This window comes from Lysinibacillus cavernae (assembly GCF_009724685.1).
Lineage (GTDB): Bacteria > Bacillota > Bacilli > Bacillales_A > Planococcaceae > Lysinibacillus > Lysinibacillus cavernae.
On record NZ_WMEF01000007.1, the window covers coordinates 44,831 to 67,242 of the forward strand.

The 22,412-nt window shown below is 36.7% G+C and carries 18 protein-coding genes and 1 other annotated feature; of the genes, 10 read left to right on the top strand and 8 right to left on the bottom strand.

The genetic code is table 11. From position 1 onward, the window contains the following. Positions 1–58: 58 nt before the first annotated feature. The 4 genes from GJU32_RS14525 (at position 59) to leuS (ending at position 6,313) form a co-directional block, all read left to right on the top strand. Positions 59–1,237, top strand: a complete 1,179-nt coding sequence (locus GJU32_RS14525) for an MDR family MFS transporter (protein ID WP_155592677.1) — start codon at positions 59–61, stop codon at positions 1,235–1,237. 146 nt (positions 1,238–1,383) lie between these two features. Beyond that, on the top strand, positions 1,384–1,731 hold the full coding sequence (locus GJU32_RS14530; RefSeq protein WP_155592678.1) for an ArsR/SmtB family transcription factor: 348 nt from the start codon (positions 1,384–1,386) through the stop codon (positions 1,729–1,731). Positions 1,732–1,787: 56 nt separating this feature from the next. Beyond that, positions 1,788–3,530 carry a SulP family inorganic anion transporter gene (locus GJU32_RS14535; protein WP_155592679.1) on the top strand — a complete coding sequence of 581 codons (1,743 nt, stop codon included), beginning with the start codon at positions 1,788–1,790 and terminating at the stop codon, positions 3,528–3,530. 66 nt (positions 3,531–3,596) lie between these two features. Further along, positions 3,597–3,808, top strand: a binding site (T-box leader). Between the two features lie 87 nt (positions 3,809–3,895). Further along, on the top strand, positions 3,896–6,313 hold the full coding sequence (leuS, locus tag GJU32_RS14540; RefSeq protein WP_155592680.1) for a leucine--tRNA ligase: 2,418 nt from the start codon (positions 3,896–3,898) through the stop codon (positions 6,311–6,313). A gap of 258 nt (positions 6,314–6,571) precedes the next feature. On the opposite strand, the gene GJU32_RS14545 is transcribed toward leuS, so the two are convergent. Next, on the bottom strand, positions 6,572–7,753 hold the full coding sequence (locus tag GJU32_RS14545; RefSeq protein ID WP_155592681.1) for a NupC/NupG family nucleoside CNT transporter: 1,182 nt from the start codon (positions 7,751–7,753) through the stop codon (positions 6,572–6,574). A gap of 544 nt (positions 7,754–8,297) precedes the next feature. Here GJU32_RS14545 and GJU32_RS14550 point away from each other — a divergent pair. Then, on the top strand, positions 8,298–8,819 hold the full coding sequence (locus tag GJU32_RS14550) for a sigma-70 family RNA polymerase sigma factor (protein ID WP_155592682.1): 522 nt from the start codon (positions 8,298–8,300) through the stop codon (positions 8,817–8,819). Next, on the top strand, positions 8,806–9,744 hold the full coding sequence (locus tag GJU32_RS14555) for a DUF4181 domain-containing protein (protein ID WP_155592683.1): 939 nt from the start codon (positions 8,806–8,808) through the stop codon (positions 9,742–9,744). Before GJU32_RS14550 ends, GJU32_RS14555 begins: the two co-directional genes overlap by 14 nt. A gap of 35 nt (positions 9,745–9,779) precedes the next feature. On the opposite strand, the gene GJU32_RS14560 is transcribed toward GJU32_RS14555, so the two are convergent. From GJU32_RS14560 to GJU32_RS14590, 7 genes are read right to left on the bottom strand one after another with little or no spacing between them, the layout of a single operon-like run. After that, positions 9,780–11,045, bottom strand: a complete 1,266-nt coding sequence (locus GJU32_RS14560; protein ID WP_155592684.1) for a permease — start codon at positions 11,043–11,045, stop codon at positions 9,780–9,782. A gap of 4 nt (positions 11,046–11,049) precedes the next feature. Beyond that, entirely contained in the window at positions 11,050–11,748 is a 699-nt protein-coding gene (locus tag GJU32_RS14565; protein ID WP_155592685.1) for a response regulator transcription factor, read from the bottom strand. Between the two features lie 38 nt (positions 11,749–11,786). Continuing rightward, entirely contained in the window at positions 11,787–12,539 is a 753-nt protein-coding gene (locus tag GJU32_RS14570) for a sensor histidine kinase (RefSeq protein WP_155592686.1), read from the bottom strand. A 37-nt stretch (positions 12,540–12,576) separates the two neighbouring features. Further along, positions 12,577–13,569: an ABC transporter ATP-binding protein gene (locus tag GJU32_RS14575; protein ID WP_155592687.1), complete on the bottom strand. Its 993-nt coding sequence runs from the start codon at positions 13,567–13,569 to the stop codon at positions 12,577–12,579. Continuing rightward, positions 13,566–14,579 (bottom strand): ABC transporter ATP-binding protein, encoded by a 1,014-nt coding sequence (locus GJU32_RS14580; protein WP_155592688.1) that lies wholly within the window; start codon positions 14,577–14,579, stop codon positions 13,566–13,568. Before GJU32_RS14580 ends, GJU32_RS14575 begins: the two co-directional genes overlap by 4 nt. A 15-nt stretch (positions 14,580–14,594) precedes the next feature. Beyond that, complete coding sequence (gene nikB, locus GJU32_RS14585; RefSeq protein ID WP_155592689.1) at positions 14,595–15,515, bottom strand: nickel ABC transporter permease; 921 nt, start codon at positions 15,513–15,515, stop codon at positions 14,595–14,597. A 14-nt stretch (positions 15,516–15,529) separates the two neighbouring features. Then, positions 15,530–16,432, bottom strand: coding sequence for an ABC transporter permease (locus GJU32_RS14590; protein ID WP_155592690.1), 903 nt, complete (start codon positions 16,430–16,432; stop codon positions 15,530–15,532). A gap of 182 nt (positions 16,433–16,614) precedes the next feature. On the opposite strand from GJU32_RS14590, the gene GJU32_RS14595 reads away from it, so the two are divergent. The 4 genes from GJU32_RS14595 to GJU32_RS14610 all read left to right on the top strand — a co-directional run bounded on the left by GJU32_RS14595 (position 16,615) and on the right by GJU32_RS14610 (position 22,098). Then, positions 16,615–18,174, top strand: coding sequence for a glutathione ABC transporter substrate-binding protein (locus GJU32_RS14595; RefSeq protein WP_155592691.1), 1,560 nt, complete (start codon positions 16,615–16,617; stop codon positions 18,172–18,174). A 43-nt stretch (positions 18,175–18,217) separates the two neighbouring features. Further along, positions 18,218–19,468, top strand: coding sequence for an amidohydrolase family protein (locus tag GJU32_RS14600; protein WP_155592692.1), 1,251 nt, complete (start codon positions 18,218–18,220; stop codon positions 19,466–19,468). Then, positions 19,465–20,676 carry an amidohydrolase gene (locus GJU32_RS14605; protein ID WP_155592693.1) on the top strand — a complete coding sequence of 404 codons (1,212 nt, stop codon included), beginning with the start codon at positions 19,465–19,467 and terminating at the stop codon, positions 20,674–20,676. Before GJU32_RS14600 ends, GJU32_RS14605 begins: the two co-directional genes overlap by 4 nt. Positions 20,677–21,186: 510 nt before the next feature. After that, complete coding sequence (locus tag GJU32_RS14610) at positions 21,187–22,098, top strand: DMT family transporter (protein ID WP_155592694.1); 912 nt, start codon at positions 21,187–21,189, stop codon at positions 22,096–22,098. Positions 22,099–22,412 lie beyond the last annotated feature (314 nt).

Here is a 22,412-nt window from a genome sequence, read left to right on the forward strand (position 1 = left end):
TTAAGTATTTCAGCATACACTAGCTATTTAGGGAAGCGAAATAATGGAGGTCATCGTAATGCCAAAACGTGTTTGGTTTTTAATTATCGGAATGCTTGTGAACACAACAGGCAACTCTTTTTTATGGCCTTTAAATGCCATTTATATGCATGATTATTTAGGAAAAACTTTAGCGATGGCTGGATTTGTCTTGATGCTTAATTCTGCTGCTGGGGTATTGGGAAATCTATTAGGTGGTTACTTATTTGATAGAATTGGTGGCTATAAAGCGATTATGTTAGGTATTCTGTTAACGATTGCTTCATTAATAGGTCTAACAATTTGGCACGGTTGGCCACATTATGTGTGGTTTTTAACGATACTAGGCTTTAGTGGGGGTATTGTTTTTCCAAGTATGTTCGCCTTAGCTGGAGCTGCCTGGCCTGAGGGAGGACGAAAGGCTTTTAATTCGATCTATTTAGCTCAAAATGTCGGTGTTGCAGTAGGTCCTGCACTTGCAGGTATAGTTGCAGATTATCAATTTGACTATGTCTTTAAGGTCAATTTAGTTATGTATATTTTATTCTTTTTCATTGCCTTATTTACATTTAAGCGTTTAGAGGAAGGTAGTATTGCACCAAAAAGTGTCGTGAGTGAAAGTAAAAGAATCGTTAACAAGGCACCATTCTATGCTTTATTAATTATTAGCGCGTCCTCTGTTTTATGCTGGCTAGCTTATTCTCAATGGAGTGCGACCATTTCATCTTATACACAGGATCTAGGATTAGGATTAAAGCAATATAGCTTACTTTGGACAATTAATGGTCTTCTAATTGTAATGGGGCAGCCACTCATTGCACCACTTGTGAAAAGATGGGAAAACAATTTAAAGCGTCAGCTAGTATTTGGCGTGATCCTTATTGCCCTTTCCTTCGGTATCATCGCTTTTGCTAGTGATTTTAAAATGTTTGGAGCAGCTATGGTTGTATTAACATTTGGAGAAATGTTTTATACACCAGCGTTACCAACCATTGCGAATCAACTTGCACCAAAAGGTCGACAAGGATTCTATCAGGGAATTATTAATAGTGCAGCGACAGGTGGACGGATGATTGGGCCACTATTCGGTGGTATAATGGTGGATCAATTTGGCATGATTCCTCTTGTTTTAACTTTAGTGGTAATTGTGCTATTTGCGATTATTCCATGTCTAATTTATGATTATCCTTTAAAAAAGAACAATATAGTAGCAGATTAATAGAGATGTAGTTAGAAGAGTAAAAACTAGTGTCAAGCACTGGGTTTTGCTCTTTTTTCAATAGTAGATATTGAAAAATAATCGTTACAGGATTACAATCATACATATTCAAATATTTGAATATGTAGTTATGTGGAGGTTTTTTTATGGAAGAAGGTTTGCAACAGTTTAAAGCGGATTTCTTTAAAGCATTAGCACATCCGTTACGCATCAGAATACTTGAACTCCTTGTAGATGGTCAGAAAAGTGTTAATGAGATTCAAGATTGTTTAGAGAAAGAGGGCTCGGCTGTTTCTCAGCAATTAAGTGTATTACGCGCTAAAAATATTGTCTACGGCGTTAAAGAAGGTAAAAAAGTTTACTATTCTTTAAGTGATCCAATGATTGGTGAATTACTCGGAGTAGCTAAGGATATTTTTAATAACCATTTAGTTCATACCATTTCCAGATTAGAGGAAATGACGAGCAATGAAGGTAACGAAGAGAATAAGTAAATCAATGAAATTTAAAAATTGTGCTTTGCTTATTATTTCGAAGGGAAGTTTTATCTATGAAAACGCTGTTTACAGGACGCTTTGAAGGGTATTCAGTTCATCATGTTAAGAAGGATTTATTGTCAGGAATTATCGTTGGAATCGTTGCTATTCCACTTGCCATGTCCTTTGCGATAGCTTCAGGTGTGAAACCTGAATATGGGATATACACGGCTTGTATTGCGGGTATTCTTATTTCTATTTTTGGTGGATCAAAATATCAAATTGGTGGGCCAACAGGGGCGTTTGTGCCAATTCTGTTAGGCATTGTCCTTACCTATGGCTATGAAGATTTATTACTTGCTGGTTTAATGGCTGGGGTCTTGCTTTGTTTAATGGGTATTTTTAAGTTAGGCTCTTTAATTAAGTTTATTCCTCGTCCTGTAACAGTTGGCTTTACAGCAGGTATTGCAGTTATTATTTTTACAGGTCAAATTCCAAACTTTCTAGGGCTGACTGCTATTAAAAGACATGAGTATTTCATTTCCAATATACAAGAAATTGTTAAGCAGTTTGGTACGACTAATCTTTATAGTATCTTAACGGCTGTCCTTTGTTTAATGACAATCCTTATTACACCGAAATTCTTTCCAAAGGTTCCTGGTGCGTTAGCGGGTATTGTTGTCTCAACTCTTGTGGCAACATTCTTTTTGCAAGGACAAGTTGCTACCATTGCAACAGCTTACGGTCAAATTCCTAATACAATACCTCATTTTGCTATGCCTAATATCACAGTAGAACGGTTACAACAGCTTATTGGCCCAGCACTTGTCATCGCAATGCTAGGAGGCATAGAGTCGTTACTATCTGCGGTCGTTGCAGATGGAATGACAAATAGTAAGCATAACAGTAATCGAGAGCTAATCGGTCAAGGGATTGCCAATATCGTGACGCCTTTGTTCGGCGGTATTCCAGCTACGGGTGCCATTGCACGTACTGCAACCAATATTAAAACAGGCGCAGTATCTCCAATGTCAGGCATTATTCATGGTGTATTTGTATTAGTTACATTATTGTTATTAGCTCCTTATGCATCTCATATTCCGTTAGCAAGTATGGCTCCTGTGTTGATGGTAGTAGCGTGGAATATGAGTGAACGCCACCATTTTTCACATATTGTGAAATTAAAATCTGGAGACTCACTTGTTCTATTGATTACCTTTTTATTAACAGTATTTACTAGTCTTACATTAGCTGTAGAGGTAGGGCTTGTATTAGCTGTGCTATTATTTGCGAAACGAATGAGTGAAAAACTAGTTGTCACAAAGGTTCTACCAGATCATTCGAATAAAAGTGAGAAGGTACAAGCCCATGTCGTACACCAACAGCGTGATTGTCCGCAAATTAGCATGTATACAATTGAAGGTCCAATTTTCTTTGGTGCTGCACAAAGGTTCGAACAAACCATTGAAAGCACTTTACATCACAAACCACGAGTTTTGATATTGCGAATGGGGAAAGTGCCCTTTATGGATTCTACTGGAGAAGCATATTTTAGCAATATCATTGAAAACTTTACAGCGCAGGGCGGTACTATTTTGATAACAGGTGTCCAAGGTGAACTAAAAGTAGTCTTTCAGCATAATGGGATCTACGATAAAATAGGGGCGCACCATTTTTATCAACATACAGGAGAAGCTATTACAAAAGCTTTCAATTATTTGGACACAAATCAATGCAAAGGATGTCAACATTTTGCCTTTCATGAATGCAAAGATTTATCAGAATCTAAGCAAAAAAAGGAATTAATTCTTCAGTAATGGGTTAGGCTGTAAACAAAGGCTTGTGCTTTTCAATACTTTCCATTAGAATAAATGCAATATCATGTAAAGACTGTGATGAGGAATAGTAGATTTGTGGTTCTTTTTAGAGAGCTAGCGGTTGGTGGAAGCTAGTAAGAAAGCAAATTGAACTCGCCTTCTGAGTCTGCCCGCGTGAAATAGCGCGTGTCGTTTCTTCCGCGTTAAGGAAGCCTTGAGCCGAGTGTAATCACTAATTTGGGTGGTACCGCGGGAGTACAAATTCTCTCGTCCCTTCTATAAAGAATGGGGCGAGTTTTTTTATTTTTTAAATATTTTGTCAATTCTGATGAAGAGCAGCATGACTAATTGAAGGAGGAAAAAGAATGAGTTTTAATCATCTACAAATTGAAAAAAAGTGGCAGCAGTATTGGGCTGATAACAAAACATTTAAAACTGAAAATGAAACAGCAAAGCCTAAATTTTATGCCTTAGATATGTTCCCATATCCATCGGGTGCAGGGCTTCATGTAGGGCATCCAGAGGGGTACACTGCGACGGATATTCTATCACGCTTTAAACGTATGCAAGGATTCAATGTGTTGCATCCAATGGGCTGGGACGCCTTTGGTTTACCAGCTGAGCAATATGCACTTGATACAGGCAATGATCCAGCAGAATTTACAGCCAAAAATATTGCGACATTTAAACGCCAAATCCAAGAACTAGGCTTCAGCTATGATTGGGATCGTGAAATTAACACAACGGACCCAGATTATTATAAATGGACACAATGGATTTTTATCCAACTTTATAAAAAAGGTTTAGCTTATGTTGATGAAGTTGCTGTTAACTGGTGTCCAGCGCTTGGCACTGTATTAGCCAATGAAGAAGTTATTGATGGAAAATCAGAGCGTGGTGGGCATCCAGTAGAGCGTCGACCAATGAAGCAATGGATGCTAAAAATTACAGCTTATGCAGACCGTTTAATCGACGATTTAGAAGAAGTAGATTGGCCAGAGTCTATTAAAGATATGCAGCGCAACTGGATTGGTCGTTCAGAAGGGGCCGAAGTAACATTTGGTATTGATGGTACAGATCAAAACTTCACTGTGTTCACAACACGCCCTGATACATTATTTGGTGCTACATATTGTGTGCTTGCACCTGAGCATAAATTAGTGGAACAAATAACAGCAGCTGAACAACGTCAAGTTGTCGAAGCTTATTTGGAAAAAGTCAAAATGAAATCTGACCTAGAGCGTACAGATTTAGCTAAAGAAAAAACAGGCGTATTTACAGGCGCCTATGCAATTAATCCGATTAACGGTAAAAAAATGCCGATTTGGATTGCTGACTATGTGTTAGTGTCTTATGGTACAGGTGCCATTATGGCGGTGCCAGCACATGATGAACGTGACTATGAGTTTGCAACTGAGTTCAACTTAGAAATTATTCCTGTGCTTGAAGGTGGCGACATCAACAAAGAAGCGTTTACAGGTGATGGTCAACATATTAACTCTGAATTCCTTAACGGCTTAAATAAAGAAGACGGTATTGCGAAGGCTGTTGAATGGTTAGAGGAAAAAGGCGTAGGGGAGAAGAAAATCTCTTATCGTCTGCGTGACTGGTTATTCTCTCGTCAACGTTACTGGGGTGAACCGATTCCAATGATTCATTGGGAAGATGGCACGATTTCACCAGTTCCGGAAACGGAATTACCATTAATGCTTCCGAAAACAGATAATATCCGTCCATCGGGTACTGGTGAATCACCATTAGCTAATATTGCAGAATGGGTAAATGTTGTAGATCCAGAGACAGGTAAAAAAGGACGTCGTGAAACAAATACTATGCCACAGTGGGCAGGATCTAGCTGGTACTTCTTACGCTATATCGACCCTACAAATACAGAAGCGATTGCAGACCCAGAGTTACTAAAACGCTGGTTACCAGTTGATATTTATATTGGTGGAGCGGAACATGCTGTATTACATTTACTTTACGCTCGTTTCTGGCATAAAGTTCTATATGATTTAGGTGTTGTTCACACGAAAGAGCCATTCCAAAAATTATTTAACCAAGGCATGATCCTAGGTGAAGGTAATGAAAAAATGTCTAAATCTAAAGGCAATGTCGTAAACCCAGATGAAATCATTGCGTCTCATGGTGCGGATACATTACGTTTATATGAAATGTTCATGGGACCACTAGAGGCATCTGTTGCATGGTCTACAAATGGTTTAGATGGAGCACGTCGCTTCTTAGACCGTATCTGGCGTCTATTTGTCAATGAAGAGGATGGGGCAATCTCAGCAAAAATTCAAGTGTCTAACGACCAAACACTTGAAAAAGCATATCATCAAACAGTGAAAAAAGTGACAGAGGATTATGAAGGTATTCGCTTTAACACAGCTATTTCACAAATGATGGTATTTATCAATGATTGCTATAAAGCGGATGTAATCCCAACAGCTTATGCGGAAGGTTTCGTTAAAATGCTAGCACCAATCGCTCCACATATTGCAGAAGAACTATGGCAGTTATTAGGTCATGAATCTACACTTTCTTATGAGCAATGGCCAACATACGATGAAGCTAAACTTGTGGATGATGAAGTGGAAATTGCTGTGCAAGTTGCTGGTAAAGTCCGTGCTAAGATCGTTGTAGCGAAAGATGCTTCAAAAGAGGACATCGAAAAAGTAGCGCTAGCTGATGAAAAAGTACAAGAATATATGGCTGGTAAGAACTTAGTGAAAATCATCGTTATTCCAGGCAAACTTGTCAATATTGTCGTTAAATAAAAGGACATAAATAATAAAAATGTACATTGCTAAATGAAATTTTAGTGATGTGCATTTTTTATTTTAAGAGGTTTTATTAGTAGTTAAAACGACAACAAATGTTGAGTCAAGTACAACTACTCTATTTAATTATTTCTTTACCTAATAACAAACCAATTAGGAATAGGCAAAAACAAGTTCTTCAAAAATAAAAAACTGCATCCTTCACCATCGGGATGCAGTTCAAACAAAATAGCAACAATTCGGCTGTATAAAAAATTAGATAATCAAACCAACAACGATGGCCGTTAGGATACTAACAAGTGTAGCGCCATACAACAACTTTAAGCCAAAACGAGCAACGACATTCCCTTGTCTTTCGTTCAATCCTTTTACCGCGCCAGAAATAATACCGATAGATGAGAAGTTGGCAAAGGACACAAGGAATACAGAAATAATGCCCAGTGTACGTTCATTCATGGACTGAGCTACGTCGCCAAGATTGATCATGGCAACAAATTCATTCGTTACTAATTTAGTTGCCATAATTCCTCCAGCAGTAACAGCATCTGCCCATGGAATACCCATTAGGAAAGCGATTGGTGCAAAGATATAGCCCAATATTTCTTGGAAGGAGATGCCGAGAATCATATCAAATAGTGAATTGATTAAATCCATTAAGGCTACGAAACCGATTAACATTGCGCCTACAATGATGGCTACTTTAAATCCGTCCATTATATATTCGCCAAGCATTTGAAAGAATGCTTGCTTATGCTCATCTTCAATCGTTAAGATATCTTCTTTGTCGTCTACTGTATACGGATTAATGATTGAAACAATGATAAATCCACCAAATAGGTTCAATACGATGGCCGTTACGACATACTTTGGTTCAATCATCGTCATATAGGCTCCAACAACTGACATCGAAACAGTCGACATAGCTGATGCGCATAATGTATACATACGCTGTGGAGCAATTTTATCTAATTGTTTTTTTACAGTAATGAATACTTCAGATTGACCTACCATTGCAGAAGCAACAGCATTATAGGATTCCAATTTCCCCATACCACTTACTTTGCTTAAAAGTAATCCTATCCATTTCATGAAGAAGGGAAGAATTTTAAAATGCTGCAAGATCCCAATCAAAACAGATATAAAGACAATCGGTAATAGTACACCTATAAAGAAGGGAGATTCTCCTTCGTTTGCTAAACCTCCAAAAACAAATGATATGCCTGTACTTGCGTAAGACAATAAATAATCAAATACTTTTGTGATTCCTTTTATTAGAATATAACCAACCGTTGTATTGAGTAGTAGTGCTGCCAATAGAAATTGGATGATTAACATAACTACTATATATTTATATTTTATTTCTTTTTTGTTTTTACTCATTAACAGAGCTAAAGCAAAAACAAGTAGTAATCCACAAAAGGATATTAAGTATCTCATAAGTTCCTCCATAAGTATCTGTGATATTTTGTCATGATGTTCCAATTTCAGAAGAACAGCCAAAGATCTTAATTAGTCAGACGTCAGACAAACAATCTCACTATAACAGTTTTTTTACTAGCTATTCAATAGATAATAGAAAAAAAGTATGTAGCAAGGCATATAAGTACGATAAATACAGAAGTGATGGAAAGAGATTATCGCATTTAAGACGAAAATGATTATGATTTCTCACGTTGTGTTAACGATTGGAATGACAACGAAAAATTGTTTTCCTTATAGAAATTTGCAAGGACAACTAAAACTCCAATATAAAAACACTTTTTTATTGTGTGAAGCTTTTAAAATATTATGTCCAACGTTTTAAATAAATCAAATAAGTGTATTGTTCAACTTATTTCGTTCGTTAAGTTTACGCATTTTATCAAGCATACTGATGAGGCTTTTCGATTTAATAAAAAATATTGGATATTTTTCTTTTTTTTATGAAACCAACTCGCAGAGGGCTACGACTATAATGTGAATGTGCATAGGAGGTGTTTGGGTGAGTGAGCATTTAGCGGCCATTATGGCAGAACACGGTGAATACTGCTTACGAGTGGCTTATCTATATGTAAAGGACTGGGCGATTGCAGAAGAAATTGTTCAGGATGTATTTTTTGCCTATTATCGTCAGCAGGATCGCTTTGAACAAAGATCATCTTTAAAGACGTATTTAGTCAAAATCACTGTCCATAAAAGTCATGATTATCTACGAAGTTGGAAAAATAAACGACATCTCTTGTTGGAAAAATTACATATTGGGGCAAGCAAACGGACACCAGAAACAGCGTTAATAGCAAAGGATGAGCGGACAACATTAACGTTTGCGTTATTTGAGTTACCCATTACTTATAGAGAAGTTGTCATTCTTTATTATTATCAAGAATTAAAAGTTAGAGAAATAGCAGATATTCTTACCTGTACAGAAAATACGATTAAAACAAGATTGCATCGAGCAAGAAAAATGTTGCAGGAAAAATTAACGAATAGTGAGTGGGAGGTGTTAGCAGATGACAACTTTTAAAGAGAAGTTGGATAAAGAGTTTGGTGAAGCACCACGATTTACTCAGTCTTTACAGCAGGATATTTTACAGCAAGTGCAGCAAACAAGGAAGGAACCTAGAAGATGGCAATATCCACTAATCATTATCGGCACAATTGTGACGTTACTATTACTAATAGAGATGGGTCCTCTTGGACATGTAGATCATGTTAAACATGCTTCGATTGTTCAATTGGCTCAACAAGAAGAAATAAAAAAGTATACTATGGCACAAAATTGGGAGGAGGATTCCTTTAAAGCAGGAAGACCAGGCTGGGTCATAGGGCAACAAGTGTTTGAGCAAAGTTCGGATAAAGTGCAACTCAAAAAAATATTGCAACAAGCTACTGTTACATTGAAGAATGATCGAAAATTTTTCCGTGTAATGCGTGATATCTGGGTAGAGTTTGATAATGGACAGGTTGTAAAGCTAAAAATGTCCTTAAATGATGAGCATGTAATAATTAGTGATTACAATAACAACTTGTTCTATATAGTAGAAAATGAAGATATGGCATCTGCTTATTTAGCTCTAGCAGAAAGAAATGATGTTGATATTGAAATAATGGATTTAATCGTTTTTATCGTCATTTTTATATCCATTGAAAAGCTTGTAGAGAAATTGGTTAGAAAAAAGTTCAACATACCAAAAGAGTACGTAAATAAAGGCCATCAACATGCCATTTGGATTGTTAAAATTTTGAATATCATAATGTTGATGGTAATCATGTTTAATGAATGGATTGTATATATGGTCATAGTTGGTGGATATTTAGCGGTTATCCTTTTCAGTTCTATTTTAATAGACTATTACTATGGTCGTGAGGAAAAAAGACATTATCTGTCAATCTGTTCAGCTCTCGTTGGTCTGCTATTACTAAGTCTATTTATTGTTTTTGTCAGTTAAATGGACAAAAGCCAGAACTCGAAAAATTCTCGGGTTCAGGCTTTTTTTTCTACAGTCTGGGTCATTTCGGTCTGAAGCATTAATTGATAGATACTAGAGATCATAAAGCTAGCAGCTAATCCGTATAGCATATTGAAGCTAATACCTACACCAATGCCTATGATAATTGATAGAAGTATGACAAGCCAGCTAAATTTATGGATACTTCGATTAGTAAATAAAAGGATTAACATAAACGGTAGCATTGTAATGTGCAGGAAAGCGAATGAATAAATAACGCCTAAAATAGTTAGGTCAATGGACAAGAAAAATGTCAATAGTACGATCATAAGACCAAACAAATAGAAATAATAGGGTCTTTTCTTAGCAAAAAATCGTTTCGTTGCTCGCATGTCGACAAGCAAGGTCGTCACTACGGCTACTATTACAATGACAAGAAAAGCAAAAGTAAGAAACCCTGGCTGTACTTCATACAAAAATGTGAAAATCAGCACTTGAAACTGGCCAAAGGCGCCACTGTATAAAGCAATCATTAATATAGCCGTAAATGACAGTGTCAATAATGCTAAAATCACACCCGATGAAAACAGGCTTCGCCGTACTTTTTTGGGCTTGATAAAGGCAATTAAATACCAAGTTGATTTATCAAAAAGTACTTGACCTAAAACGGCTAGTTGAATAATGACATAGAACAGGAGAATTTCGCTATTTTTAAAATAAAATAAATAAGGGTGATATAAACGAATGCCTTCATATACACTACTTGCTCCATTTTGTACAAAATAATAAATAGGAATGAAAATAAGTAAAGAAAAAAGGGCAATGATAAATAAAATTTCTAGCCATAGTATACTTTTCACAGACATGACACGATCAAGAAGTAACATGACGAGCATAAATAGCAGAAGCGTAATAGGCACTGGTATATTTAACATAATTTCAGATAAAACACTAATGCTTATTAATTGAATTAACCAAAGTTCTATACCTGTCAGAAGGTAAAATAGCCGTATAATTTTTAAGTTTGTGCCACTCAATTTTTGCTGTATGGTAAATAGTAAAAAACTTTGTGTATGCTGGTTTTGCTTGTAAGCACTCTTATTTAACAAAGAGCCAAGTACAATAAATGAAATAGCTGTTGCTAATGTATAACAAATACCCGCCATAAAACCAAAAGAAATAAGGGCAGAAGGAGAGGACAATAATAAGTTACCATTGATCCATCTAGCTAAAAGAATAATGACACCTGCTGCGGTGCTCAAACTTGCAAACGGTACGAGCAAAGAAAATTTCTTTAACATGCCGTCAAATACCTTTACTCATTTTAATGGACTTGTATTGACGAGGTGATTGATTATATTTTTTCTTAAAAGCTACACTAAAATAGTGCTGGCTATTAAATCCACAGCTCTCAGCAATCGCAGACATACTCGCGTCCAGATTTTCGTTTATTTTCTTCACTGCCATTTCGAGGCGATAACTATTTATATATTCATTAATTCCGATGGACTGCTCCTCTAAAAATTTTCGACTTAAATAGCTAGGATTCAAATGAATCTTCTCAGCAATTATATTTAAACTCAGTTTTTCATGATAGTTTTCATGAATATAGGAAAGTGCGCTTTGAATCGCATCATGGTTAGAGCTCCATACTTTATATTTCTCCACGATATCATTTAATTCACTAGCAATTACAGGCTTTGTAAGATAATCTTTTACCCCGATACGTAATGCTTGTTGAGCATATTCGAAGGTCTGATAGGCGGTTACCATAATGATGTCTACTTCATAAAGTTCTTTTAGCTCCTTACTCAACGTGATTCCATCTTTCCCAGGCATTTGAATATCCAAAAAGGCAATAGTCATACGGTGCTTTTTAGCTAATTGCAGAGCTTGTGATGCATCCTGAGCAGTATGGAATGTCCAATTAGGGAAATGTGGCTTTAATAAATAGATCATTTGCTCAAGCTCTAACGGCTCATCATCTGCGATTAATATATTCATGGTGTGAGTCTCCCTTCACATTCAAATTTATAGAAAGCCTAAGCGGGAACATGGATCGTAACAGTATATAACTGTTCATTATTTTGGATCGAGAATAACATATTTTCGAGTCCATAAATGAGCTCAAGTCGTTTTCTAATATTTTCAAGACCATACCCTTGTTGCAATTCATCTTCTACCTGCATAGTTGCAGTTTCAATCTTTTCAAAAGGTTGTGTATTTTTTATCTCTATTAATAATAACTTGTCCATTTTTTTAATAGTAATGGATAACTCCGCAGGTCCTATATGTTTTTCAAAGCTATGTTTATATGCATTTTCAATAATGGTCTGCAGAATAAATGGAGGTATTTGTACGGACAGAGCTTCATCGTCAACATACTTATGGATTGTCAAACGATGTCCAAAGCGTAACTGTTGAATATTTAAATAACTATCGACAAATTGTACCTCGTTCTTTAACGCAATTAAAACCTCGTGACTATTGTACTTAAATTTAAAAAACGTTGCTAATGCCTCGATGCCTGCTACCAAATCTTCCTTTCGATTGATTCGGGCTAGGCTTAGTAATGAATTTAATGCGTTAAAAAAGAAATGTGGCTGGATTTGCTGATTTAACTGGAGAATATTCGCTCTTTGTAAATCCTGCTCAAGCTCTAAATTTCTTTTTTCCTCCTCAAGGCTATCAATTTGTTTTTCGAAAATAAATATAAAAGTAAGCAGAAAAGCTCCAATAATTGGAGCAATTACACATAGGAGAATATATATGTTGAAGGTTTCTGGTTGTAACATAATGACCTCTCCATTTATTTTATAAGTGTAAGATACATTAAACTAAATTTTCTGCAAAATGGCAAGCTACTTTATGGGTAGCAGTGATTTCTCGTAATGCTGGAGCTTCTGTTTTACATTTATCTGTTGCGAATGGGCAGCGTGTATGAAAGCTACAGCCAGTAGGCGGATTAAGAGGTGATGGTAAATCTCCTTTTAAAATAATGCGCTCTTTACGGTGTTGCTTATCAATTACTGGAATAGAAGAAAACAGAGCCTTTGTATAAGGGTGATGCGGCTGAGTGAAAAGGGAATGCTTATCAGCGATTTCTACAACTTTTCCAAGATACATAACCATAATACGGTCTGAGATATGTCGAACAACGCTTAAATCATGAGAGATAAATAAAAATGTTAAATCTAAATCCCTTTGTAGCTGCTTCAGTAAATTTAAAATTTGTGCTTGAATGGAAACGTCTAAGGCAGAAACAGATTCATCACAAATAATAATTTTCGGATTGACAGCAAGCGCTCTCGCAATACCAATCCGCTGACGCTGACCACCTGAAAATTCATGTGGATAGCGTTCTAAGTACTCAGGACGTAATCCCACAAGTGACATTAACTCAATCATGCGTGCCTCTTGTTGATCTGGTGGTACTATTTTTTGAATAGACATAGCCTCAGTCAACATTTTACGTATAGTTCTTCTTGGGTTAAGAGAAGCGTAGGGATCTTGGAAAATAATTTGTATATCCTTGCGCGCAGCTCGAAGCTCTTTTTTGTTCATATTCACTAAATTCTTACCAAATAACAACACTTCCCCGGAAGTAGGTTCATCTAATCTTAAGATAGAACGACCAGTCGTTGATTTTCCGCAGCCAGATTCGCCAACGATGCTAAGTGTTTCACCAGGCATAATATCGAAGGAAATACCATCCACAGCTTTAACAACTTGCTGTTGACCAAAGAGCTTTTCTTTTTTTAAGAAAAAATGTTGTTTTAAATCATTTACTTGTAATAGTGGTTGTGTTTGTTGTGCTGTTGTCATACTGTCATCTCCTTTATAAGTGTTTCTCCTTGCCATTCATTACTGTACATCCAGCATCTTACTTTTTTTCCTTGCTCAACAGTAAGAAGCTCGGGCTGTTGTTCACGACATAAATCCGTAGCAAATGGACAGCGTTCTGCATAACGGCAGCCAGTTGGATAATTATATGGACTTGGAACTGTTCCATGGATAGTAGATAATTCTTCTTGGTCTTCATAAAGTTTTGGTAATGATTGAATCAATCCGTTGGTATATGGGTGTAACGGTTTTTCAAAAAGACTTTCTGTTGTGCCTTCCTCTACAACCTGACCCGCATACATAACAGCAATTTTATCGCAGATTTCTGCTACAACACCAAGGTCATGGGTAATGAAGATAATACTCATTCCTAATTGTTTTTGCAGGTTTTGAATGATATCAATAATTTGAGCTTGAATGGTTACATCTAGAGCAGTTGTCGGTTCGTCAGCAATTAAAACATCCGGTGTACAAGCTAAGGCCATCGCAATCATAATACGTTGACGCATCCCTCCACTTAACTGATAAGGTTCCTGCTTCGCTCTTTTTTCTGGTGCAGGAATCCCGACTAGGCGGATCATATCAACAGCTTTTTGCCATGCTTCTTTACGTGATAAACCTTGGTGTAATCGAATCGATTCAGCAATCTGCTCTCCCACGGATAACACAGGGTTTAAGCTTGTCATCGGCTCTTGGAAAATCATTGATATTTTATTGCCTCGAATTTTGCGTAACTCTTCATCTGATAGTTTCAAGATGTCTATATTATTTAATAGAATTTCGCCATTGATGATTTTACCAGGAGGTGACGGTACTAAACGAAGTAACGACAGGGAAGTCATTGATTTCCCGCAACCAGATTCACCAACAATGCCTAGTGTTTCTCCTTTCTGAAGTGTAAAAGACACACCATCCACAGCTTTGGCAACACCCTCACTCGAATAAAAATACGTTTGTAAATTTTTTACTTCCAACACTGTTCCTTGTTTCATCTGTTTTTCCCCTCCCTAGTTTAAATCCATTCGCTTATTAAAGAATCGGTACAAAATGTCTACGAAAAGATTAATGAAAACAAATATTAATGAGGCAACAAGAACGCCACCTTGTACGACAGGTATGTCACGTGTACGAATAGCATCTACAATCATACGACCTAATCCGTTGACAGCGAAAACAGATTCTACTAATACTGTTCCGCCAAGTAAACTACCAAACTGTAAGCCTACAACTGTAATTACTGGAATTAAGGCATTACGTAATGCATGCTTTAAAATGATAATGTAACCTTTTAAGCCTTTTGCTTTAGCAGTTCGGATATAGTCTTGGTTCACGACCTCTAACATACTAGAGCGAGTCATACGTGCAACGATAGCAGCACCACCAGCACCCAGTGTGACAGCAGGGAGAATTATATGTTTAGCACTTTCCCAGCCTGCCACAGGAAGCCAATGTAACTGGACAGAGAAAACGTACATTAATAAAATACCTAGCCAGAAACTTGGTAGGGAGATTCCTAATAATGCGACAATCATTAATCCAACATCCATTATTGAATAAGGACGGATTGCAGAGATGATGCCGGCAATAAGCCCCAAAATAATAGTGATTAAAATACTATAAAAGGCAAGCTCAATTGTAATAGGTAAACGAGCAGTAATTTCTTCAAATACAGGTTGGTTATTTTTTAATGAATGGCCCATATCCCCTTGTAGAAGATTTTTAATGTAATCTGTGTATTGAACAGCTAGTGGTTTATTAAGCCCTAAATTTTCACGTAATTCCGCAACAGTTTCTTGTGAAGCTCCTTCACCTGCTAATATTATCGCTGGGTCACCAGGTATCATCTGCATAATTAGAAAAACAACAAGCGTTACACCGAGTGTCACAGGAATAATTTGGGCTAGTCGTTTTAAGATAAATAAGATCATGTGTCTTCTCTCCTTTAATTTTTCATTCTTGGGTCGAGCGCATCGCGTAAACCATCTCCAAATAAGTTAAATCCTAGTATAAGTATGGAAATCATAATACCAGGGAATAACGCCATATAAGGAGCAGTAAACAGGAAATCACGACCATTTGATAACATGGCACCCCATTCAGGAGAAGGCGGTTGCGCACCTAAACCTAAGAATGATAGACCTGCCGCAGATAGAATAGCAGTCGCTATGCGCATAGATGCTTGTACAATAATCGGTGACAAAATGTTTGGGAAAATATGCTTAATTAATATCGTCATATCATTTGCTCCAAGTGTTTTGACTGCGTCAATATATTCCAACTTTTTAACTTCCATTGTTGATCCACGTACGATACGTGCAAACATTGGAATAGAGAAAAATCCAACAGCAATCGTTACATTAATAAGACTTGGCCCTAATGCGCTGACGATGGCTAATGCTAACAAAATACCTGGGAAAGCGAGCATGATATCTAAAATTCGACTAATAATTGAATCAACCCATTTGCCATAATAGCCCGAGATGAGCCCTAACAGTGTTCCAATTGTTCCACCAAAAAAGACAGCAGAAATACCAACGCCAATTGATAAACGTGATCCGTATAAAATTCGACTTAAAATATCTCGTCCTTTGTCATCAGTTCCCATTAAATGATCTAAACTTGGTCCTTGTAATTTTTGATCTAGCTGTACGTCGTACGGATCATAAGGGGCTAAAATTGGCCCGATGAGGAACATCAATGTATATAGAAGAATGATGATACCTCCTGCGACAGCAGCTTTATTTTTTTTGATTTTGTTTAGGAAAGAAACAAGATTCTTTTTTCTAGATGCCTTGCGTGCATTCACTAAAACAGAATGGTCGATTGTTGTAGTTACTTTATCCATATCGAATACTCCTTTTCTATTTGATTTGATTTCAATTTAGTGAAAAGCGTAAAGAATGTAAATAATTTATGAGCTATTAGTCAGAAAATTTAAAAAACACGTAAATATTTTAAAAAACAAGTGAATTTTATTTCTTTATAATTCGAAATGTAAGTATCAAATCACACAAGGAGGAAATGGTTATGAAGAACATGAAGTTGTTTTTTTTTATGGCACTAATTACTGTACTCGTTTTGCAGGCATGCTCTACAGCTAGTAATAAGAGTGCAGAAGGTTCCAAAGAGGGATCAAAAAGTGTAGGAGGAGAATTGGTAGTTTTAAGAGCATCAGATGCGACAAGCCTTGATCCTCATTTTATTACAGATATTCCTTCAGCGAATATTATTCATGGCAAAGTATATGAAACACTCGTTGCATTTGATAGAGACCGCAAAATCGTTCCATTACTTGCAAAAGAATGGGAGCAAAAAGATGATGTCACTTGGACATTTACATTGAATGAAGGCATTAAATTCCATGATGGAGCAGATTTTAATGCAGAGGCTGTAAAAGCTACATTCGATCGTATTTTAGACCCTGCAACTGGGTCACCACAGCGTGATAAATTATCAATGATTAATGAAGTAGTGGTAAACGATGAATATGTTGTAACATTGAAATTAAAAGAATCGTATGCACCGCTTTTATCAATTTTAGCAAGTCAAGAAGGTAGTATGATTAGCCCGAAAGCTATTGCTGAAGCTGCTGATGAATTAGCAACACATCCAGTAGGAACAGGTCCATTTGTATTTGAAGCTTGGAAGTCAGGTCAAGAAATTACATTAAATTCAAATAAAGATTACTGGGGCACTGTACCGAAAGTAGATAAAGTAACATTTAAAGTTGTACCAGAAGATTCTACTCGTTTAGCAATGATTGAAAGTGGTGAAGCACATATTGCTGAACAAGTACCTGTAACAGAGATTGATCGCATTGAAAATGCATCGACTATGAATCTATTCCGTGCAGAAGGTCTTGCAGTAGAATTTATCGGTTTCAATGTGAAAGACGCACTATTATCTGATGTAAAAGTACGTCAAGCAATTAGCTATGCAGTTGACCGTGAAGCTATTATTAGCGGTATTTATGATAACGTAGGCACACTTGCAAATTCTGCAATGAGTCCAAAAATTATTGGTTATTCTAGTGAAACGAAGCCGTATGACTATGATGTAGTGAAGGCAAAAGAATTATTAAAAGAAGCTGGCGTTCAAGAGGGAACGAAAGTTAAATTACTTACAAGTGACCGTAAAGAGCGTATCAATATGGCTGAGGTTGTACAATCTCAATTAAAAGGTATTGGACTAGATGTTGAAATTCAAGTAATGGAGTATGGTGCATTTATTTCTGAAATCACGAAAGAGCAGCACCAGCTGTTTATTAGTGGGTGGGGGAATGCTACTGGGGATGCTGATTATAACCAATATAATCTATTCCACTCTGCTTCAATGGGACCTCCAGGAAACCATTTCTACTATGAAAACCCAGAAGTAGATAAGCTAATTGAGCAAGGACGTTCTGAATCAAATCAAGAGGCACGTAACGAAATCTACAAAAAAGCGATGCAAATGGAGTTAGATGAAGCTGTGTACATTCCAGTTCGTAACTACGAGCATTTAGCAGTCTACAGCAATGCTGTTAAAGGTTTCTGGTTGGATGCGTCTAACTATACGATGATCAGTGGCGTTGAAATTGTAGAATAATTAAATTTAGAGATATACAGAAAATACCAATTGGGAGGAAACTATGAGTAAACTATTGCTGAAAAATGTGAGATTAGAAGAAGCATATGAGCACGAAAATGAACACATTGTTGCAACTCGTACAGGTATTTATGATGTCCTAATTGAAGATGGGCATGTTCAACAAGTGGATAAGAATATAGTGGTGAATGGTGATATAACGGTATTAGATGCTCAACAGCAACTATTAGTCCCTTCATTCCGAGAAATGCATATTCATATCGACAAAACTTATTTTGGTGGAGAATGGCAGGCGCCAAGACCCATTACAAAAGGGATATTAACACGTATTGAAGAAGAAAGAACGCTCTTACCAAAGCAATTACCGACAGCGGCTTATCGAGCAGAGGAAATGGTGAAGTGGCTTATTTCGCAAGGACATACACATATTCGCTCGCATTGTAATGTTGACCCACAAATTGGGACAAAACACATTGAAATTACAAAGCAAGTTTTAGAAAAATATCAAGACCAAATCACCTATGATATTGTAGCCTTCCCACAACATGGTCTACTACGCTCTAATGTGGAAGGGCTAATCCGTGAGGCAATGGCAATGGGAGCAACACTCGTTGGAGGCGTTGACCCATCTATTGTAGACCGCAATATTGAGAAATCATTGCACACTACAATGGCGGTTGCTCAAGACTATAATGCTGGAATTGATATTCATATTCATACTGCTAATACGTTAGGTGAATTTGAATTTTACAAACTGATTGAATTAACAAAACAGGCGAAAAAAGAAGGACAAGTTACGATTAGTCATGCAATGGCACTTGCCGATTTAGAACAGTCACGATTAGAAAATTTAGTACAAGCGATGGCTGATGTGCAAATGGATGTCACAACAACGGTACCGACAGATCTTAATCGTTCAACGATACCAATCCCTTATCTTTATAACAATGGCGTCAAGGTTTCTGTTGGACACGATAGTTTAACAGATCATTGGTCTCCTTATGGAACAGGAAATACCATTACTAAGTTAAATGTGATGGCGGAGCGATTCCGTTTTATTGATGAATACGCATTAAGTCGCGCTTGGAAATACGCTTCTGGTGGTATCACACCATTGAATGATGCTGGCGAACGTGTTTGGCCACAAGCTGGTGATAAAGCCAATATGCTTTTAATAGATGGCGTGAGTACCGCTCATGTTATAGCAAGAAGATGCCCAATTTCTACTGTTATTTCAAAAGGTAAGATTATTCACCAACAGGAAGTAGGAGAGTTGAAAGGAGAATTCAGATGAAGCACTGGCTTACAAATGTTCTACTTGAAACAGGAGAATATCTAAAAGAAAATGATACAGTTGGTACGAAAGTTGAGCTTTTTCACCTTGAAATTACGGAGGGCTTTATTTCACAAATAGTACCAGCAACACAGACAATCGATTCTCAAAGTGAAGTTACAGATATGAACGGGAAGCTGCTATTACCTGCCTTTAAGGAAATGCATAATCACTTAGATAAAACATACTTATCTTTACCTTGGAAGGCTTGTGTACCTGTAAAGAATTTAAAAGAAAGACTTGATCGTGAAGCACAAGAGTTATCTGCACTAGCGAATACAGGTAAACAGCGAGCATCGGCTATGATAGAGAAAATTATCAATAATGGTGCTAATCATATCCGTACACATGTCAATATTGATCCGTATATTGGATTGAAAAATTTAGAAGGTGTACTGGCGGCATTGGAGGATTATAAAGATATCGTGACATCAGAAGTAATTGCCTTTCCACAGCATGGCTTACTAAGAGATGATGTCCCTAAATTATTGCGTGAAGCATTGCGCAATGGTGCAACAATGATCGGTGGACTTGATCCAGCGGGCATTGATAATTCGATTGAGCCTTCTCTTTATGAAGTGATGGATATAGCACAAGAATTTAACGTAGATGTCGATATTCACCTTCATGATGGTGGTCATGTTGGGTATTATACAATCGATAAATGGATAGATATTGTTGAGGATGCAAAATATCAAGGTAGAACGGCTATTAGCCATGCCTTTTCCCTTGGGGATGTATCGGTAATGGAACAACATAAAATTGCAGATCGTCTAGCACAGCAACAAGTAAAAATTATGTCAACCGTGCCATTCGACTTGAGACGATTAATTCCACCAATTGATTTACTAACAGAGCACGGAGTAGATGTTCACTTTGGTTGCGATGGCTTTTATGATTCTTGGAGTCCATATGGCTCGGGAGATATTTTAGAAAAAGCTACTACTTTTGCAGATATTTCTCGTAAGCTTGATGAACGCTCTATTCGACAAACATTAAAATACATTACAAATGGTGTGACGCCATTAGATGCGGATGGCCAGAAAGTTTGGCCAAATGTAAAAGACGAAGCAAGTTTTGTATTCTTCGACGCGATTTCTAGCGCTGAAGTCATTGCACGTAAACCATCGCAACGAGTGGTTATGTCTAAAGGTAAATTTATCAACTAGTAATAAAAACTAAATCCCCCTTATTTAGTGAACATAGCAAACTAGAAATTTTCTAGTTTGCTATTATAGTGTTGAATAACAAAATCATCAATAGCATTTTTATGAAAGGTGAAAATGGATTTCCGTTGCAGGCTACTTGCTTTGTCGCTGACGCTTCGCTTTCGCGTAGAGCAAGGCTTCCTGTGGGCGAGCGCCGAGCCGCTTCCTCCGCTACCTCTCCGTGCAGGGGCTCGCCTGTCTTGCTAACCCACGGGAGTCAAGTAGCCTTCCACTCCAATCCATAAAAATGTTTCTTTTTAACAAAGGTTTTAAATAAGTGGAAAGGACGCTAGCGGAACGGAAATCACCCCCTCACCTTCTTTTTTCAACAACATGATAGTAAAATAGAAATTTCTAGTTTGCTATACTTATGTTTTAATAGATAGGATGTATTAAAGGAAAGGGAAGTAGATTTTTTAAAGTTGAACCATAACTTATGTAGAAGTCTCTTTACATGCGGGTGCAATAAATATGAAGCAACTAACAGTCTATATGATTTTATTTAGCTGTGTATTTTTTTGGGCTAGTAACTTCATTATCGGAGCTATTTTAATTGAACATTGGACACCGATAACAGTCGCCATTTTCAGATTGATTGTCATTGTCCTGTTTTTAGGATGCATTAGTTGGAAAGCTATTACTCGAACGACATTTACTCGCAATGATCTTCTGTTGTTAGTCATTGCAGCTATACTTGGTGTTTCCGTTAATCACTATAGTTTTTATGCCAGTCTTCAACACACCTCTCCTATCACTGCTGCTTTAATTTTAGCCTGTGCACCGATTGTCACGTCACTACTTAATAAAATGATTTATCATGAATCTCGAAACGGTATTTTTTGGATAGGTGCGGTCATTTCTTTTGTAGGTGTTGGACTCATTATTACAAAAGGAGCACTCATAACCATTTCAATCGGTAAGGGAGAGGTGCTAAGCTTAATTACGATGCTAAGTTTTGCCTTGTTCCTCATTATTGTGAATCATCTCAGCCTTAAAATGTCAGCTCAGTCCATTACATTTTATACAAATTTAATTGGTTTACTGGCGCTTGTACCGTTTTCCTTTACTGTGCTGCCGCATACAAATTGGCAGGTAGCATACCCATATTGGTTGCTGCTAGTTTTATCAGCTATTGTTATTCATGGGGTAAGTAATTTATTTTGGAATCAAAAAATGAAGGAAATAGGGTCGACTAATGCTTCGCTCTTATTAAATTTTGAGCCAGCAATAGCCATGCTGTTGAGTGCTATTTTTTTAAAACAATTTCCTACAAGTGTCCAAATATATGGCTCCTTATTAATTCTAGTAGGAATTTTGCTGTGTATTTACTATAAAGAAATAAAAATTTTGCTTTTTATGAAAAGAAAAAATAAATTAATATGAGCGTTTTTTCTGTAAAACAGTATGTTAGAAATGACTTTAGCATGCTGTTTTTTTTTTATAGAATGCATGTTTTATTTTTGTGCAAAAACAATATGGCTAAAAAAATGGCCTTGTTACAGAATATTTGCGTCTTATAGAAGCGATTGATTCTGATTTGTAGAATTTACCCTTCGATTTTCAGTAAAAAAAATATATATTTGAATAATAAAAATGATGAGGTATTGAAAGCGTTTTATAAAATATACATCAATTGTATTGTTAATAACTAATTGTTTTTCAAATTTAAGTAAAAATTAACCTGTTTTTAAATTTTT